This window comes from Pseudomonas sp. D8002, assembly GCF_013385695.1.
Lineage (GTDB): Bacteria > Pseudomonadota > Gammaproteobacteria > Pseudomonadales > Pseudomonadaceae > Aquipseudomonas.
Genome location: NZ_JACAPM010000017.1, coordinates 115470 through 130289, shown reverse-complemented (window position 1 = coordinate 130289; position 14820 = coordinate 115470). Strand labels below are relative to the sequence as shown.

At 62.6% G+C, this 14820-nt stretch carries 15 protein-coding genes and 1 pseudogene; 10 read left to right on the top strand and 6 right to left on the bottom strand.

Features of this window, described 5'->3' with window-relative positions:
* Positions 1-22 precede the first annotated feature (22 nt).
* Complete coding sequence (locus tag HX807_RS10575) at positions 23-1021, bottom strand: quinone oxidoreductase (protein ID WP_177028410.1); 999 nt, start codon at positions 1019-1021, stop codon at positions 23-25.
* A 102-nt stretch (positions 1022-1123) separates the two neighbouring features.
* Between HX807_RS10575 and HX807_RS10570 the strand changes: the two genes are divergently transcribed.
* Positions 1124-1987 carry a LysR family transcriptional regulator gene (locus tag HX807_RS10570; protein ID WP_177008642.1) on the top strand — a complete coding sequence of 288 codons (864 nt, stop codon included), beginning with the start codon at positions 1124-1126 and terminating at the stop codon, positions 1985-1987.
* Between the two features lie 6 nt (positions 1988-1993).
* Here the strand turns inward: HX807_RS10570 and HX807_RS10565 are convergent.
* Positions 1994-2173: pseudogene (locus HX807_RS10565) on the bottom strand (cupin domain-containing protein); the annotation flags it as partial.
* Between the two features lie 30 nt (positions 2174-2203).
* A complete protein-coding gene (locus HX807_RS10560) occupies positions 2204-3097 on the bottom strand; it encodes a LysR family transcriptional regulator (RefSeq protein WP_177049914.1) in 894 nt (297 codons plus the stop codon).
* 117 nt (positions 3098-3214) lie between these two features.
* On the opposite strand from HX807_RS10560, the gene HX807_RS10555 reads away from it, so the two are divergent.
* Complete coding sequence (locus tag HX807_RS10555; RefSeq protein WP_003215724.1) at positions 3215-3655, top strand: GFA family protein; 441 nt, start codon at positions 3215-3217, stop codon at positions 3653-3655.
* 101 nt (positions 3656-3756) lie between these two features.
* Here HX807_RS10555 and HX807_RS10550 read toward each other — a convergent pair whose 3' ends face one another.
* A complete protein-coding gene (locus HX807_RS10550; RefSeq protein WP_003215723.1) occupies positions 3757-4362 on the bottom strand; it encodes a histidine phosphatase family protein in 606 nt (201 codons plus the stop codon).
* 138 nt (positions 4363-4500) lie between these two features.
* Between HX807_RS10550 and HX807_RS10545 the strand changes: the two genes are divergently transcribed.
* Positions 4501-5454, top strand: coding sequence for an aliphatic sulfonate ABC transporter substrate-binding protein (locus tag HX807_RS10545; RefSeq protein WP_087694866.1), 954 nt, complete (start codon positions 4501-4503; stop codon positions 5452-5454).
* A 140-nt stretch (positions 5455-5594) separates the two neighbouring features.
* Here HX807_RS10545 and HX807_RS10540 read toward each other — a convergent pair whose 3' ends face one another.
* On the bottom strand, positions 5595-6575 hold the full coding sequence (locus HX807_RS10540; protein WP_003215718.1) for a sugar-binding transcriptional regulator: 981 nt from the start codon (positions 6573-6575) through the stop codon (positions 5595-5597).
* A gap of 63 nt (positions 6576-6638) precedes the next feature.
* Positions 6639-7100, bottom strand: a complete 462-nt coding sequence (gene rpiB, locus HX807_RS10535) for a ribose 5-phosphate isomerase B (protein WP_102368794.1) — start codon at positions 7098-7100, stop codon at positions 6639-6641.
* 284 nt (positions 7101-7384) lie between these two features.
* On the opposite strand from rpiB, the gene HX807_RS10530 reads away from it, so the two are divergent.
* The 7 genes from HX807_RS10530 (at position 7385) to dhaL (ending at position 14787) form a co-directional block, all read left to right on the top strand.
* Positions 7385-8872: a sugar ABC transporter ATP-binding protein gene (locus HX807_RS10530; RefSeq protein ID WP_177049912.1), complete on the top strand. Its 1488-nt coding sequence runs from the start codon at positions 7385-7387 to the stop codon at positions 8870-8872.
* On the top strand, positions 8869-9858 hold the full coding sequence (locus tag HX807_RS10525; RefSeq protein ID WP_003215711.1) for an ABC transporter permease: 990 nt from the start codon (positions 8869-8871) through the stop codon (positions 9856-9858). Before HX807_RS10530 ends, HX807_RS10525 begins: the two co-directional genes overlap by 4 nt.
* Positions 9859-9897: 39 nt before the next feature.
* The gene (locus HX807_RS10520) at positions 9898-10905 is read left to right on the top strand and encodes a substrate-binding domain-containing protein (protein WP_003215690.1); all 1008 of its coding nucleotides are present in this window, start codon (positions 9898-9900) and stop codon (positions 10903-10905) included.
* A 151-nt stretch (positions 10906-11056) separates the two neighbouring features.
* Positions 11057-11812: an SDR family oxidoreductase gene (locus tag HX807_RS10515; protein WP_008434650.1), complete on the top strand. Its 756-nt coding sequence runs from the start codon at positions 11057-11059 to the stop codon at positions 11810-11812.
* Positions 11813-11840: 28 nt separating this feature from the next.
* Positions 11841-12956 carry an erythritol/L-threitol dehydrogenase gene (locus HX807_RS10510; RefSeq protein WP_008434653.1) on the top strand — a complete coding sequence of 372 codons (1116 nt, stop codon included), beginning with the start codon at positions 11841-11843 and terminating at the stop codon, positions 12954-12956.
* Positions 12957-13137: 181 nt separating this feature from the next.
* Entirely contained in the window at positions 13138-14139 is a 1002-nt protein-coding gene (locus HX807_RS10505) for a dihydroxyacetone kinase subunit DhaK (RefSeq protein ID WP_003215684.1), read from the top strand.
* A 3-nt stretch (positions 14140-14142) separates the two neighbouring features.
* Complete coding sequence (dhaL, locus tag HX807_RS10500) at positions 14143-14787, top strand: dihydroxyacetone kinase subunit DhaL (protein ID WP_177049910.1); 645 nt, start codon at positions 14143-14145, stop codon at positions 14785-14787.
* The last annotated feature ends 33 nt before the right edge of the window (positions 14788-14820 follow it).

Genomic DNA, 14820 nt, shown 5'->3' with positions numbered 1-14820 from the left:
CGCCACGCAAGCTCCCTCGCCATTAGTGAAGTTCACGGTCCAGCCACACCACCGCCTTGCCAATCTGCTGCCGTGCCTCAATCCTCGCGTGCACCTGCTGCACCTCTTCCAGGGCGTAATGCCCTTCGATATCCACCGTCAGCGAACCTTCAAGTATCGCCGCGAACACCGCATTGGCACGCCTCTGCACCGTAGGCCCGTCAGCCATGTGGTCGTTGAGCCGTGGGCGAGTCAGGAACAGTGAACCGGCCTCCCCCAACTCCATCGGATCGAGGTCAGTGATCGAACCGGAGACGTTGCCGTAATTGACGATCAGCCCCCGCGTACGACAGGCCTTGAAGCTTTCACGCAAGGTGGCCTTGCCCACCGAATCGAACACCACGTCCACACCCCGCCCCTGCGTTACCTGCAAGACTCGCTCGGCAAACCCGTCGTATGGCCAGGCGTGATCAGCACCGCGCTGAAGGGCAATCGCACATTTTTCAGTGCTGCTGCCGGTGGTGAATACCGTGGCACCGAGTCGCCGGGCCATTTGCACCAGCAACTGGCCGATGCTGCCGGACGCGGCATGGATCAGGCAGCTGTTGCCCGCCTGCAACCGCGCGACGTCTTCAATCAGGTAGTGAGCCGTGCAGCCCTGGAACATCGCCGCAGCCGCCTGATCGAAGCCGATCGCATTGGGAATCTGCGCCACTCGCGCGGCGGGTACGCTGGCGTATTCGGCGAACGCGCCCCATGAAATGCACCAGGCCACTCGATCACCCGGCGCCAGATGGCTCACGCCCTCGCCTACCGCCACCACCACACCGGCCCCTTCCATACCCAGAGTGCACGGCAGCCGTACCGGGTAGGTCACCGACTTGGCGTACTTGCCCTGGCGGGTGTGAACATCCATGAAATTGATCCCGGCACAGGCCACCTTGACCAGTACATGGCCGGCGGTCACTTGGGGTTTGGGCACATCAAGGCGCAGTTGAACAACTTCCGGGCCGCCGTAGGTTTCAAGGGTGAGGGCTTTCATCGCGAGACAACTCCGTTTGCAGTGGGAATGCGCCATGGTAAAAGGCGCTACTCTGTACGAGAATTCCCCAATACCTCCCACCCTCCGTGCGAAAATAACCCGATGTTCGACTGGCAGGATCTGTATTTCTTCACCGTGCTGGCGCGCACCCAATCACTGTCGGCTGCCGCCCGCGAACTGCAGGTGGAACACGCCACTGTTGGCCGGCGCGTCGATGCCCTGGAAAAAGCCCTCGGCGTCAAACTGGTGGATCGCCTGCCCCGCAGCCGGCCGCTCACCGAGGAAGGCCTGGCACTGGCGAAGCTGGCGGCCGGCATGGGCGAGATGGCCACAGAAGTGATGCGCCTGTCCCGCGTGGCCTCGATCGAAGTGGCCGGCACCGTGCGGGTCAGTTGCCCGCCGTCGATTGCCATCCACTGCATCGCGCCCCATGTCGCACGGTTCAGGGCGCAGTATCCCAAGCTGAATATCGTGTTGATGTCCTCGACGACGCTGGCCGCCCTCGACAAAGGCGAAGCCGACATTGCCCTGCGCACGGTGCGTCCCGATGAGGAAGCGCTGGTACGCAGAAAGGTCGGCGCCGTGCGTTTCGGGCTCTATGCCACGCCCGAGCTCAAGCAGTTACCCGCTGAACAGTGGACATTCATTGCCTATGACGCCACCCGCGACCACCTGCCCCAACAGGCGTGGATGCATCAGGTACGCGGCAACCGCACGATTGCCTTCGCCGCCAGCGACCTGATCACCCAGCAAATGGCCGCCCGGGCCCAGGTGGGTGCAGTGGTGTTGCCCACGCTGGTGGGCGATCACGACGCGGCATTGGTGCGGTTGGCAACGAACACCGAAGGCCCGGTTCGCGATATCTGGCTGACGGTGTATCCGGATATGCGCCGCTCGCCTTCGGTGAAGGTGGTGATGGAGTTTCTGGTGAGCTGCATTGAAGGCGAGCCGCAGTTGCGGCGGTGAAACCGATTACTGCGCGGCGTACTGTTCGTCGCTGACCTGCTCCATCCAGTCCACCACCTTGCCGTCGAGCATTTCGTTGATCGCGATATGGGTCATGGCGGTGTTCGCCGTCGCGCCATGCCAATGCTTGACACCGGGTGCAATCCATACCGTGTCGCCGGGGCGAATGGCCCGCACGGGCTGGCCCGCATTTGCATTGTTGGTTGACGCGTTGCGTTATCGCGGCTGAAAGAAGTCCGTCAGGGCCGCGCCCAAGCCATCGAACACCACGGCGATGCGCGGGACCTTGCGCATGTCCTGATGCATGGCGATCCACACGTCAACCTTGAAATCCACCTGCGCGGGCAACACCCGCACCAGCCCGTGACGTTGTGCCACCTGGGCTGAACACACGCCGATCCCAAGCCCCGCACGCAGAGCGGCCAACTGCGCGAGGTGATCGTCGGTGCGAATCACCGTACTGGGCGCCGAACAGTCGAAACCGCGCTCACCCAGGAATTCGATCTCCAGCAAGTTGCGGTCCGGCCCGATCAGCGGGTAGCCGTGCAATTGCGCAACGGTGTCCGGCGTGCCCTGCTCTGCCAACAGTTCGGGTGCGGCGTACAACCCTACGTGAAGGTCGCCGACCTTGCGCGCGACCACCGTGGATTCGACCGGGCGACGGATGCGTACGGCGACGTCGGCCTCTTGCCGGGCAAGTGCCTGGAGCCGATTGGATACGCTCAGTTCGATGGCCAATTGCGGATGATCACGGCGCAGGCTGCGCAACATGGGCGGCAGCACTTCAACGCCCAGCAGCTTGCCGCTGGTGAGCCGCACCGTGCCGCCGGCGAGGGCCGTGTCGGCCGAGGCTGCGCGGCTGAAGGCGTTGGCGGCAACGGCCATCGCTTCAACGTGGCTGATCAGGTCCTTGGCCGTGTCGGTGGGCAACAGCCCGGCGGGTGTGCGGATAAACAGGCTGACCCCGACGCTCTGCTCCAGGGCCTCGATCCTTCGCCGCGCGGTGGCCTGGGCGATCCCCAGCAAACGGGCCGCGCCCGACAGGCTGCCGGTGCGCAACACGGCGAGGAAGGCGCGCTGGGTTTCCCATTGGAGTTGCGGGGCGTTCATACATTTCCTGTGAGCCGCTGGGCAGTTTTGGCGGATGTTCTTTGTTCGGGGGCTGCGGCATGCTGGCGAGCATAACCGATGGGGCTTTCGCCCTCACTTTGCACAGGATCGTTTTTGATGACACTCACGGGCCAATGTCGCTGCACCCGCGTGACCTACACCCTCGATACCGACGCGCCGCTGGCGGTGTATGCCTGCCATTGCCGCCACTGCCAGACCTGGAGCGGCAGCGCGTTTGCCCTGCATGCGCTGTTGCCGGCGGATGCGCTGCGGGTTGAAGGTTCGCTGACGGAATATACCTATGACGTTGATGGGCAGCGCTCGGAACATCGGTTGTGCGGGGTGTGCCATACGCGGATCTGCAACACCACGACGGCAGCGCCGGGGTTGGTTGTGCTGCGGGTCGGGACACTGGATGAGAGCCCGTCCGTGCAGCCGGTGGCGCATATCTGGCTGCGGCACAAGCAGCCGTGGGTAACGCTGGCGGAGGGTGTTCCGACCTGGCCGGAAAGCCCTACGCCCCAGGCGTTTGCGCAGGCGTTGAGCGTTCCCCTGTAGACATGACTCACACCCACACTGTGGCGAGGGAGCTTGCTCCCGCTGGGTTGCGCAGCAACCCCAAAAGCATTGACCGGCCCATCCTGAAAGACCGCAGCGGCCTACCAGGGGGCGCTTCGCACCCCAACGGGAGCAAGCTCCCTCGCCACATTGGGCTCTGCGTCGATGTTGAGGCTCAGCACTTCGCCATTGCGCAACTGCCAGGCGAAGAAGTCTGAGAAATCATCGCGAACCAATGCGCGAATCGCCTTGGCGACAACCCCATGGGCAACCAGCACCACCACCTGTTGCCCATGGTTCACCAGCAACTGATTCAATCCGCCCCGGATGCGCTCGACGAACTGCGAGATTGACTCACCGTCCGTGGGTGCCCGCTCCCATTGCCGGGTAATATTCTGCGCCCAAAGGTCGGGATAACGCTGCGCCGCCTCCGCCTGGGTCAGTCCCTCAAACACCCCCACGCCGCGCTCACGAAACGCATCCAGCGTAGGCAGTTGCAGCCCATCATCCGCAAACACAATGGCCGCCGTTTGCTGAGCCCTGCGCAGCGGCGAGACGATGACGGCGTCGATCTGCGCCGGCAATTTTTCCCGCAACTCCCGCGCCTGCAGCACGCCCCGTTCGTTGAGATCAATGTCCAGCGAGCCCTGGTAACGCCCCTCGGCATTGGCTTGAGTTTCGCCGTGACGAACAACATACAACTGCATACCGCCCTCCTTCATCCTGACGCTGAAAGGCCGCGAACGGCGCACCCGATAAAGGCCTAAGCTAAGATCGAAAAATTATTTATCGAATGTTTTTTAGAACAATAAGCTCACCTTAATCCATTAAGAGTCGAGCACGCCATGCCCCAGTTTTCGCTCCATCGCCTTTTCATCGCAGGCCTTGCCACACTGGGCCTCTGCACCACCCTGAGCACACAAGCCCAGGAAACCGTACGCATCGGCTACCAGAAATCCTCGACCCTGATCACCTTGCTGAAAACCCAGGGCACCCTGGAAAAAGCCCTCAAGGCCGACGGCATCGACGTCACCTGGCACGAGTTCCCCAGTGGCCTGCCGCTGCTGGAAGCACTCAACGTCGGTAACGTGGATATCAGCGCCGACGTGGCCGACACCGTGCCGATCTTCGCCCAGGCCGCCCAGGCCAAGCTCACCTACTTCGCCCAGGAAGCGCCCTCGCCCCAAGCCCAGGCGATCGTGGTGCGCAAGGACTCGCCGATCCAGCAACTGGCGGATTTGAAAGGCAAGAAAATCGCCGTGACCAAGGCCGCCGGCACTCACTATTTATTGATCGCTGCCTTGAACAAGGCGGGGCTGGCCTTCTCCGATATCGAGCCGGCGTACCTGACGCCCGCCGATGGCCGCGCTGCGTTTGAAAACAACAAGGTTGATGCCTGGGTCACGTGGGAACCGTTCCTCACCAGCGTGCAGCGCCAACTGCCCACCCGCACCCTTGCGGACGGTACCGGGCTGGCCAGTTACAAGCGCTATTACCTGACGGGTACGCCCTACGCCAAGGCGCATCCCGAAGTGTTGAAGCTGGTGTACGAGCAGTTGCACCAGGCTGGCGAGTGGGTGAAGAGCCACCCGCGTGATGCCGCGAAAGTGCTGGGGCCATTGTGGGGCAACCTGGATGTGGAGACTGTCGAGGCCGCCAATGCTCATCGCAGCTATGAGGTGCAACCGGTGACGCTGGATCAGTTGGGGGAACAGCAGAAAATTGCGGATGCGTTCTTCAAGGCGGGGTTGTTGCCCAAGGCGGTGGATGCGCAGGATGTGCAGGTGTGGAAACCCTGAGGCAGTCAACTGTGGGAGCCGGGCTTGTCCGCGATGCAGACAACTCGGTACTCCAGTCATACCGCGGTGATGCCATCGCAGCCTCGCCAAGGCTCGACAGCTCCCACAGGTGATGTTCAGGGCCTGGACTATCGGCGGTGTCAGCTTTTACGCGTCGCGTCATCCAGCGCAAGGATGGTATGAGCATTGGTCACCGTGGTCGCCAGGGTATTGATCACTCCCGAGCGCAACGCCCCCAGCGTTGCCGCCGCCTTGGTGTTTTCACTGGCAATCGCCACCACATCCGGAATCCGAAACAGCTCCTGCACCGTCAACCCGATCACCCGCCCCTGAATCGCGTTGACCGCCGGCTGGCCATGAATGTCGATGAAGTCATAACCCATCATGTCCCCCACCGTGCCGGACAACCGCGCCTGGGCGATTTCCTGGGGCGAAAACCACCCCATGCGCACCATGTTGCTGTTTTCACTCATGTCACCGATGCCGATCAACGCCATGTCCGCACGGCGGGCACGGTCAAGCGTGGAACGCACCGTATCGTTGCTGATCAACACCCCACGCAGTTCCGGGTTGGCCACCAGCGCCGGGGCGTACAGGCTTTCACTCTCGCCACCAAACCGCAGGGCCAGGCGCCGGCAAATATGGTCGGGGTTCATGTATTCACCCGCCTTGAGCGAACCGCCAATGGCGCACACAAACGTGCAGTTGCGGGTCACCGGCAAAAATACGTTATCGGCCACCGCACCGACATTACGCCCCATGCCAACCGCGACGATCATCCCGTCGCTGAGGGTTTTGTTCAGGTAGTTGGCCACCAGGCTCGCCACCGCCGAGCGCTGGGTGTCCGGGTCGCTGTGGTCCACCGCAATCAAGGCGCGGTCCAGCTGGAAGCGCTCCACCAGCGCCTGTTCCAGCTCGTTGTTCATCGCCGGGTGCTGCAACACCCGCACCTCGACAATCCCTTCATCCCGTGCGCGTTTGAGCAGGCGGCTGACTTTTGCCCGGGACAGGTCGAAGCGCTTGGCGATGGCTTCCTGAGTGACGTTCTCAAGGTAATAGAGCATCGCCACTTCGGTCATCAGGTCGATGTCGCTGGCGATGCGCTGGGTACTGTCACTCATGGGCACGGGCTTCCGTTTCGGTGTCAAAGGCGCATTCTCCCGACTCTTGCCCCGTTCCGTCCACTACTGATGCCCGTCACGCTCGATCGCGTTGATGCGGTCGACCTTGGCCCCGGAACGCGCGGCTTCGAACTCCGACTCCAGGAACGACTTGACGACGCTCTTGGCCAGTTCCGCGCCGATCACCCGTGCACCGATGGACAGGATCTGCGCATCGTTGCTCTTGCGTGCCCGCTCCGCCGAATAAGTGTCATGGGCCTGGGCCGCACGAATCCCCAGGACTTTGTTGGCCGAGATGGCCATGCCGATGCCAGTGCCGCACACCAGCACGCCCAAGCGTTGCTCGCCGGCATTGATCGCCGTGGCCACCGCCAGGGCAATGTCCGGGTACAGCACCGGCGCCGTGGAATGGGTGCCGAAGTCCGTCACCGGGTAACCCAGCGCCTCGATATGGCGCTTCAACAGTTCTTTGAGCTCATAACCCGCTTCATCGCATCCGATAGCCACCGGGAAAGGTGTGTTCATGGCGTTTGGCTCCGCTGCCGTTTTGGGTGCTGGAGAGTGATCATATGATCACTCTGTGAAATTTAGCTCAGTCATTTCTCGGATATTCCAGTCGCCCTGTCAAGCAGGATTTAGCTGACCTTCCAGTCAAAGCCCTCTAAACCGGCGTACTTTGCGCAAATCCATCCATTTACAACTTTTCAGTGAAAGAGATTGACTGATCAGAATTTCATTTGATACACATATGCTCACAGCGAAACATGACTGTGCGACCTAATAAGAATTCACAGCACGAGGACACGCCGATGGCCACGCCATTACTGCTCCAGGCTGAACACGTCGCCAAGGCTTACGCCGGGATTCCTGCCCTGCGTGAGGGGCGCCTCTCTCTGCGGGCCGGCAGCGTCCACGCCCTGTGCGGCGGCAATGGCGCAGGCAAATCGACTTTCCTGAGCATCCTGATGGGCATCACCCAGCGTGACGCCGGGACCATCCTGCTCAACGGCTCCCCCGTTCAGTTCAACCGCCCCAGCGAAGCACTCGCGGCGGGGATCGCGATGATCACCCAGGAGCTGGAACCCATTCCCTACATGACCGTCGCCGAAAACATCTGGCTGGGCCGCGAACCGCGCCGCGGCGGCTGCATCGTCGACAGCAAGGAGCTCAACCGGCGCACTCGCGAACTGCTGGAAGGCCTGGAGTTCGACGTCGACGCCACCAGCCCCATGCATCGCCTGAGCGTGGCGCAGATCCAGCTGGTGGAGATCGCCAAGGCATTCAGCCACGACTGCCAGGTGATGATCATGGACGAGCCCACCTCGGCCATCGGCGAGCGCGAGGCCGAAACCCTGTTCAAGGCCATCCGCCGCCTCACCGCCCGTGGTGCCGGCATCATCTATGTGTCGCACCGCCTCAGTGAACTGGCGCAGATTGCCGACGACTACAGCATCTTTCGCGACGGCGCCTTCGTTGAGACCGGGCGCATGGCCGATATCGACCGCGCCCACCTGGTGCGCGGCATCGTGGGCCAGGAACTGACCCGCATCGACCACAAGGTCGGCCGCGAATGCGCCGCCGAATGCTGCCTGGACGTCGACAGCCTGAGCCGCGCCGGCGAATTCCAGGACATCAGCCTGCAACTGCGCCAGGGCGAGATTCTCGGCATCTACGGGCTGATGGGCTCGGGCCGCAGCGAATTCCTCAACTGCATCTACGGCCTCACCACGCCGGACTCCGGCAGCGTGACCCTGCAAGGCAAACCGATGCCCATCGGCCTGCCCAAGGCAACGATCCAGGCCGGCATGTCACTGGTCACCGAAGACCGCAAGGACAGCGGCCTGGTGCTCAGCGGCAGCATCCTCTCGAACATCGCATTGTCGGCGTACAAACAGCTGTCGAGCTGGTCGCTGATCAATGCCCGCAAGGAAAACCAACTGGCCCGGGACATGGTCAAGCGCCTGCAGATCAAGACCACTTCCCTGGACCTGCCGGTGGAATCCATGAGCGGCGGTAACCAGCAAAAAGTGGTGCTCGCCAAATGCCTGTCGACCCAGCCGATCTGCCTGCTGTGCGACGAGCCGACCCGAGGCATCGACGAAGGCGCCAAGCAGGAGATCTATCACCTGCTGGACCAGTTCGTGCGCGCCGGCGGCGCGGCGATTGTGGTGTCGTCCGAAGCCCCGGAATTGCTGCACCTGAGTGACCGTATTGCCGTGTTCAAAGGCGGAAGGCTGGTGACCATCAGCAGCGATACCGCCCTTTCCCAGGAAGCCTTGTTGAGTCTTGCCTCATGAATGCCAAATCACTTTCTACACCTGCAGCCGCCCCCGTCACGACCGCACCCCGCAGTCGCCTGCGCCTGTCCCTCGACCGCTTCGGCCTGCCGCTGGTGTTCATCCTCCTGTGCCTGGTGATGGCCTTCGCCAGCGAATACTTCATGACCTGGCGCAACTGGATGGACATCCTGCGCCAGACCTCGATCAACGGGATCCTCGCCGTGGGCATGACCTACGTGATCCTGACCAAGGGCATCGACCTGTCGGTGGGCTCGATCCTGGCCTTTGCCGGGCTGTGCAGCGCCATGGTCGCGACCCAGGGCTATGGCGTGCTCGCGGCAGTCAGCGCCGGGATGTTCGCCGGGGCGATGCTCGGGGTGGTGAACGGCTTTATGGTGGCCAACCTGTCGATCCCGCCCTTTGTCGCGACCTTGGGCATGCTGAGTATTGCCCGGGGCATGACCTTCATCTTGAACGACGGCAGCCCGATCACCGACCTGCCCGACGCGTACCTGGCGCTGGGCATCGGCAAGATCGGCCCGATCGGAGTGCCGATCGTGATCTTCGCCGTGGTCGCGCTGATCTTCTGGATGGTGCTGCGCTACACCACCTACGGCCGCTATGTGTACGCGGTGGGCGGCAACGAGAAGAGCGCGCGCACCTCCGGGATCGGCGTGCGCAAGGTGATGTTTTCGGTGTACGTGGTCTCGGGCTTGCTCGCCGGGCTGGCCGGTGTGGTGCTGTCGGCGCGCACCACCTCTGCCCTGCCCCAGGCCGGCACCTCGTATGAGCTGGATGCGATTGCCGCCGTGGTAATCGGCGGCACCAGCCTGTCGGGCGGTACCGGCACGATTGTCGGCACGCTGTTTGGCGCATTGCTGATCGGCGTGATCAACAACGGCCTGAACCTGCTCGGCGTGTCCTCCTATTACCAGCAGGTCGCCAAGGGCCTGATCATCGTGTTCGCAGTGCTGATTGACGTGTGGCGCAAGAAGAAACGCTAGTTCTGAAAACTACCACTACAACAATAACGGAGTTCTCTCATGAAACCTGGTACGACTTTGGCCGCCGTCGCGGCACTCTCCCTGCTCGCCAGCAGTGTCACCCTGGCCGCCGATGGCAAGACCTACAAGATCGGCGCCGCCGTGTACGGGCTCAAGGGCCAGTTCATGCAGAACTGGGTGCGCGAGCTGAAGGAACACCCCGCAGTCAAGGACGGCACCGTGCAGTTGACCGTGTTCGACGGCAACTATGACGCACTGACCCAGAACAACCAGATTGAAAACATGGTGACCCAGCACTACGACGCGATCCTGTTTGTGCCGATCGACACCAAGGCCGGCGTCGGCACCGTGAAGGCCGCCATGAGCAATGACGTGGTGGTGATCGCCTCCAACACCAAGGTGGCGGACGCCAACGTGCCTTATGTTGGCAACGATGACGTGGAAGGCGGTCGCCTGCAGGCCCAGGCCATGGTCGACAAACTCAAGGGCCGCGGCAACGTGGTGATCATCCAGGGCCCGATTGGCCAGTCGGCGCAGATCGACCGCGAAAAGGGCGAGATGGAAGTACTGGGCAAGCACCCGGACATCAAGATCATCGAGAAGAAAACCGCCAACTGGGACCGCGCCCAGGCCCTGGCCCTGACCGAAGACTGGCTGAACGCACACCCCAAGGGCATCAACGGGGTGATCGCGCAAAACGATGACATGGCCCTCGGTGCGGTGCAGGCGTTGAAGTCCCATGGGCTGACGTCCAAGGATGTGCCGGTGACGTCCATCGACGGCATGCCGGATGCGATCCAGGCTGCGAAGAAAGATGAAGTGACCACCTTCCTCCAGGACGCCCAGGCCCAGTCTCAAGGCGCGCTGGATGTGGCGCTGCGGGCGCTGGCCGGCAAGGATTACAAGCCGCAGTCGGTGATCTGGGAACGTTATGGCAAGGACGTGAAATGGGGTGACGGCACCGCCAAGAACTACATCCTGCCGTGGGTGCCGGTGACCAATGCGAATGCGGATGCGCTGTACCAGCAGGTGAGCGGTACGAAGTAAGTTTTGACTTGAAACCCGGTCAAGTGTGGGAGCGGGCTTGCTCGCGAAAGCGGTGGATCATTCAACAGATGTGCCACCTGATACACCGCTTTCGCGAGCAAGCCCGCTCCCACATTGGATCTCCACCGATCTGAAAAATGGAGTCATGTTCATGTCTGGATTCTGGAATCAAGCCTTCGACCTCACCGGCCGCTGCGCCGTGATCACCGGCGGGGCCGCCGGGATCGGTCTGGCTTGTGCCAGCCTGTTGGTGGAACGCGGCGCGCGGGTGGCCCTGCTGGACCGCGACCCGGCCGTGGTCGAAGTCGCCGCCAGCCTCGGCGCCGGGAACATCGGCATCGCCGTGGACCTGCGCCAACTCGACCAGGTGCACAGCACCGTCGATTACGTATTCGATCACTTCAAACGCCTGGATTATCTGGTCAACAGCGCCGGCGTGGCCCTGCTGGACAAGGCCCTGGACGTCAGTGAAAACGCCTGGGACACCACTCTCGACATCAACCTCAAGGCCAGTTTCTTCGTGGCCCAGGCCTGCGCCAGGCACATGCTGGCCCAGGGCAGCGGGCGCATCGTCAACCTCGCCTCCCAAGCGGCGGTGATCGGCCTGGACCGTCACGTCGCCTACTGCGCCAGCAAGGCCGCCGTGGTCGGCATGACCAAGGTGCTCGCCATGGAATGGGCGCCCCACATCAACGTCAACGCCATCTCCCCGACCATCGTCGAAACCGCCCTCGGCAAAAAGGCCTGGGCCGGCGAGCTGGGGGAACGGGCCAAATTGCAGATCCCGGCGGGCCGCTTTGCCCAGCCGGAAGAAATCGCCGGGCTGGCGTTGTACCTGCTCAGCGACGCCGCACAGATGATCACCGGGGAAAACGTGGTGATCGACGGTGGCTACAGCATCCAGTAATTGATCTTTTGTCGTGAGGTTTATCGTCATGTCTACCGTTACCGAACGCACTGCCGAACAACTGTCCCCCGTCATTCCAAAAACCATGCAGGCCGTGGTCTGTCACGGCCCCGAAGACTATCGCCTGGAGACCGTCGATGTGCCGACGCCCGGCCCCGACGAGATCCTCACCAAGGTCGAGCTGTGCGGCATCTGCATGGGCGACATCAAGACCTACCGCGGCGCGCCCTCGTTCTGGGGCGACGCCGAGCAGCCGCGCTACGTGAAGCCACCAATGATTCCCGGCCACGAGTTTGTCTGCCGCGTGGTCGCCCTCGGCCCCGGCGCGGAAAAGCGCGGGGTGAAGGTCGGCGACCGGGTGATTTCCGAACAGATCGTGCCGTGCTGGGGCTGCCGCTTCTGCAACCACGGCCAGTACTGGATGTGCCAGAAACACGACTTGTACGGTTTCCAGAACAACGTCCAGGGCGCCATGGCCCAGTACATGATCTTCACCAAGGAAGGCATCATCCACAAAGTACCGGACTCGATTGCCCCGGACGAAGCCATCCTGATCGAACCCCTGGCCTGTTCGCTGCACGCGGCGGAACGGGCGAATGTGGATTTCGACGACATCGTGGTGGTGGCCGGCGCCGGCACCCTGGGCCTGGGGATCATCGGTGCGGTGCGCATGCGCAACCCGAAAAAGCTCATCGTGCTCGACATGAAACCCGAACGCGCTGCCCTCGCCCTGCGCATGGGTGCGGATGAAGTGTGGAACCCGGCTGAAGTCGACGTGATGGCGAAGATTCGCGAGATCACCGACGGCTACGGTTGCGACATTTACATCGAAGCCACCGGGCACCACAAGGCGGTGAACCAGGGCCTGGCGATGTTGCGCAAGCTGGGGCGCTTCGTGGAATTCAGCGTGTTCAACGACGAGGCCACGGTGGACTGGTCAATCATCGGTGACCGCAAGGAACTGGACGTGCTGGGCTCGCACCTCGGCCCCTACATGTACCCGCGCGCCATCGACTTTATCGGCAACCGCAAGATCGACATGCGCGACGTGGTGACCCACAAGTTTGCCCTGGCGGACTTCAAGGAAGCGTTTGCGGTGATGGAGCGCGGGGACAAGTCGCTTAAAGTCGTCCTGGAACCCTGATTGGCTCAATAACACAAAATCCTGCGGGCGCCGGGCTTAGGCTTTTTGTGGGAGCTGGCTTGCCTGCGATGCAGACGCCTCGGTCTGTCTGTGACACCGAGCCGATGCAATCGCAGGCAAGCCAGCTCCCACAAAAGCCCCCGGCTCCCACACCAAGAACAAGAACACAGGAAACCGCGTTATGAATCGAGTGATAAACGATCCGGACCAGGTGGTCGAGGACATGCTGCGGGGTATTCTGGTCGCGCACCCCGAGCTGCGCCAATACGAAACCAATCCCCGGGTGATCGGCAAGGCCAAGCCGTCACCACAGGGCCGGGTGGGCATCGTGACCGGCGGCGGCTCCGGCCATGAACCGGCCTTCCTCGGCTATGTCGGCCCGGGCCTGGTGGACGCCGTGGCCGTCGGCGAAATTTTCTCCTCGCCCACCGCCAAAAGCTTCTTCGACGCCTTCCGTGCCGCCGACCACGGCGCCGGCGTGGCGTGCCTGTACGGCAACTATGCCGGCGACAACATGAACGTGAAGCTGGCGATGAAGATGGCCGCCAGCAAGGACATGCGCATCCGCACCGTGGTCGCCAACGACGACGTGGCCTCGGCGCCCAAGGCCGACATCGCCAAGCGTCGCGGCGTGGCAGGCGAGATCTTCATGTGGAAGGTCGGCGGTGCGGCCGCGGCCCAGCATTACGACCTGGACGGGGTGATTCGTGTCGCCCAGAAAGCGGTCGACAACTGCCGCTCCATCGGCATCGGCCTCACGCCCTGCACCATCGCAGCGGTGGGCAAGCCGAACTTCCAGATTCCCGACGGGCAGATGGAATTGGGCATCGGCCATCACGGCGAGCCTGGCATTGAAGTCATCCCGATCGAATCCGCCGAGGCCATGGCGGCCCGCATGCTCGCACCGATCCTCGCCGACCGCGACTTCAGCCAGGACGACAGCGTGGTGGTGCTGGTCTCGGGCCTGGGTGCGACGCCGGTGATGGAACTTTACATTTTCTACGCCGAGGTTGAACGTCAGCTGCAAGCCAGGGGCTTGAAGATTCACCGCTGCTACGTGGGCAACTACTTCACCTCCCTGGAAATGATGGGCGTGACCCTGACCTTGCTGGGCCTGGACGCCGAGCTGAAATCCCTGATCGACCAACCCTGCCGTTCCATCGGCATGACCCAGGCGGACTAAACCATGAGCCAGCATTTCTCCACCCACGACGGCAGCGCCATCGTCGCCGACCTGGTCAGCGTGATCGTTGCCAACCGCGAATACCTGAGCGAAGTCGACGGCGCCATTGGCGATGGCGACCACGGCATCAACATGGCCAAGGGGTTTGCCCATTGCGGGCGCACCATTGAAGGCCGCCAGCTGACCCTGGCCGAAGCCCTGGATGAGTTGACACTGAGCCTGATGGAAGGCATCGGCGGCTCCATGGGGCCGTTGTATGGCAGCCTGTTTATCGGCATGGCGGATGAGGTGCGCGGCAGCGAACAGATTGACGCGGCGACCTTTGCCCATTTGCTGCGGGGGGGGTTGACCTCGTTGCAGGACATCACCGAAGCCGGCGTGGGTGACAAGTGTTTGATGGACACCTTGATTCCGGCGGTGGAAGCGTTTGAACAGGCCAATGGGTCGGGGGCGTCATTCAGTGAGGCGTTGGAGGCGATGAAAAGTGCTGCTTCGCGGGGGCGGGATTCCACCAGGGACCTGGTGGCAAAAATCGGCCGCGCCAGCCGCCTGGGCGAGCGCTCACTGGGTGTACTGGATGCCGGAGCGGTATCGTGCTGCTTGATACTGACGCGATTGGCGGATTCGGTTCAACCGCGGTTGGTGTAGTGCTTGAAATGACCCCTTCGCGAGCAAGCCCGC

Excerpts from the sequence above, each read along its gene's own strand:
- HX807_RS10575 (WP_177028410.1), bottom strand. The coding sequence starts at position 1,021 with ATGAAAGCCCTCACCCTTGAAACCTACGGCGGCCCGGAAGTTGTTCAA.
- HX807_RS10570 (WP_177008642.1), top strand. The coding sequence starts at position 1,124 with ATGTTCGACTGGCAGGATCTGTATTTCTTCACCGTGCTGGCGCGCACC.
- HX807_RS10560 (WP_177049914.1), bottom strand. The coding sequence starts at position 3,097 with ATGAACGCCCCGCAACTCCAATGGGAAACCCAGCGCGCCTTCCTCGCC.
- HX807_RS10555 (WP_003215724.1), top strand. The coding sequence starts at position 3,215 with ATGACACTCACGGGCCAATGTCGCTGCACCCGCGTGACCTACACCCTC.
- HX807_RS10550 (WP_003215723.1), bottom strand. The coding sequence starts at position 4,362 with ATGCAGTTGTATGTTGTTCGTCACGGCGAAACTCAAGCCAATGCCGAG.
- HX807_RS10545 (WP_087694866.1), top strand. The coding sequence starts at position 4,501 with ATGCCCCAGTTTTCGCTCCATCGCCTTTTCATCGCAGGCCTTGCCACA.
- HX807_RS10540 (WP_003215718.1), bottom strand. The coding sequence starts at position 6,575 with ATGAGTGACAGTACCCAGCGCATCGCCAGCGACATCGACCTGATGACC.
- rpiB (WP_102368794.1), bottom strand. The coding sequence starts at position 7,100 with ATGAACACACCTTTCCCGGTGGCTATCGGATGCGATGAAGCGGGTTAT.
- HX807_RS10530 (WP_177049912.1), top strand. The coding sequence starts at position 7,385 with ATGGCCACGCCATTACTGCTCCAGGCTGAACACGTCGCCAAGGCTTAC.
- HX807_RS10525 (WP_003215711.1), top strand. The coding sequence starts at position 8,869 with ATGAATGCCAAATCACTTTCTACACCTGCAGCCGCCCCCGTCACGACC.
- HX807_RS10520 (WP_003215690.1), top strand. The coding sequence starts at position 9,898 with ATGAAACCTGGTACGACTTTGGCCGCCGTCGCGGCACTCTCCCTGCTC.
- HX807_RS10515 (WP_008434650.1), top strand. The coding sequence starts at position 11,057 with ATGTCTGGATTCTGGAATCAAGCCTTCGACCTCACCGGCCGCTGCGCC.
- HX807_RS10510 (WP_008434653.1), top strand. The coding sequence starts at position 11,841 with ATGTCTACCGTTACCGAACGCACTGCCGAACAACTGTCCCCCGTCATT.
- HX807_RS10505 (WP_003215684.1), top strand. The coding sequence starts at position 13,138 with ATGAATCGAGTGATAAACGATCCGGACCAGGTGGTCGAGGACATGCTG.
- dhaL (WP_177049910.1), top strand. The coding sequence starts at position 14,143 with ATGAGCCAGCATTTCTCCACCCACGACGGCAGCGCCATCGTCGCCGAC.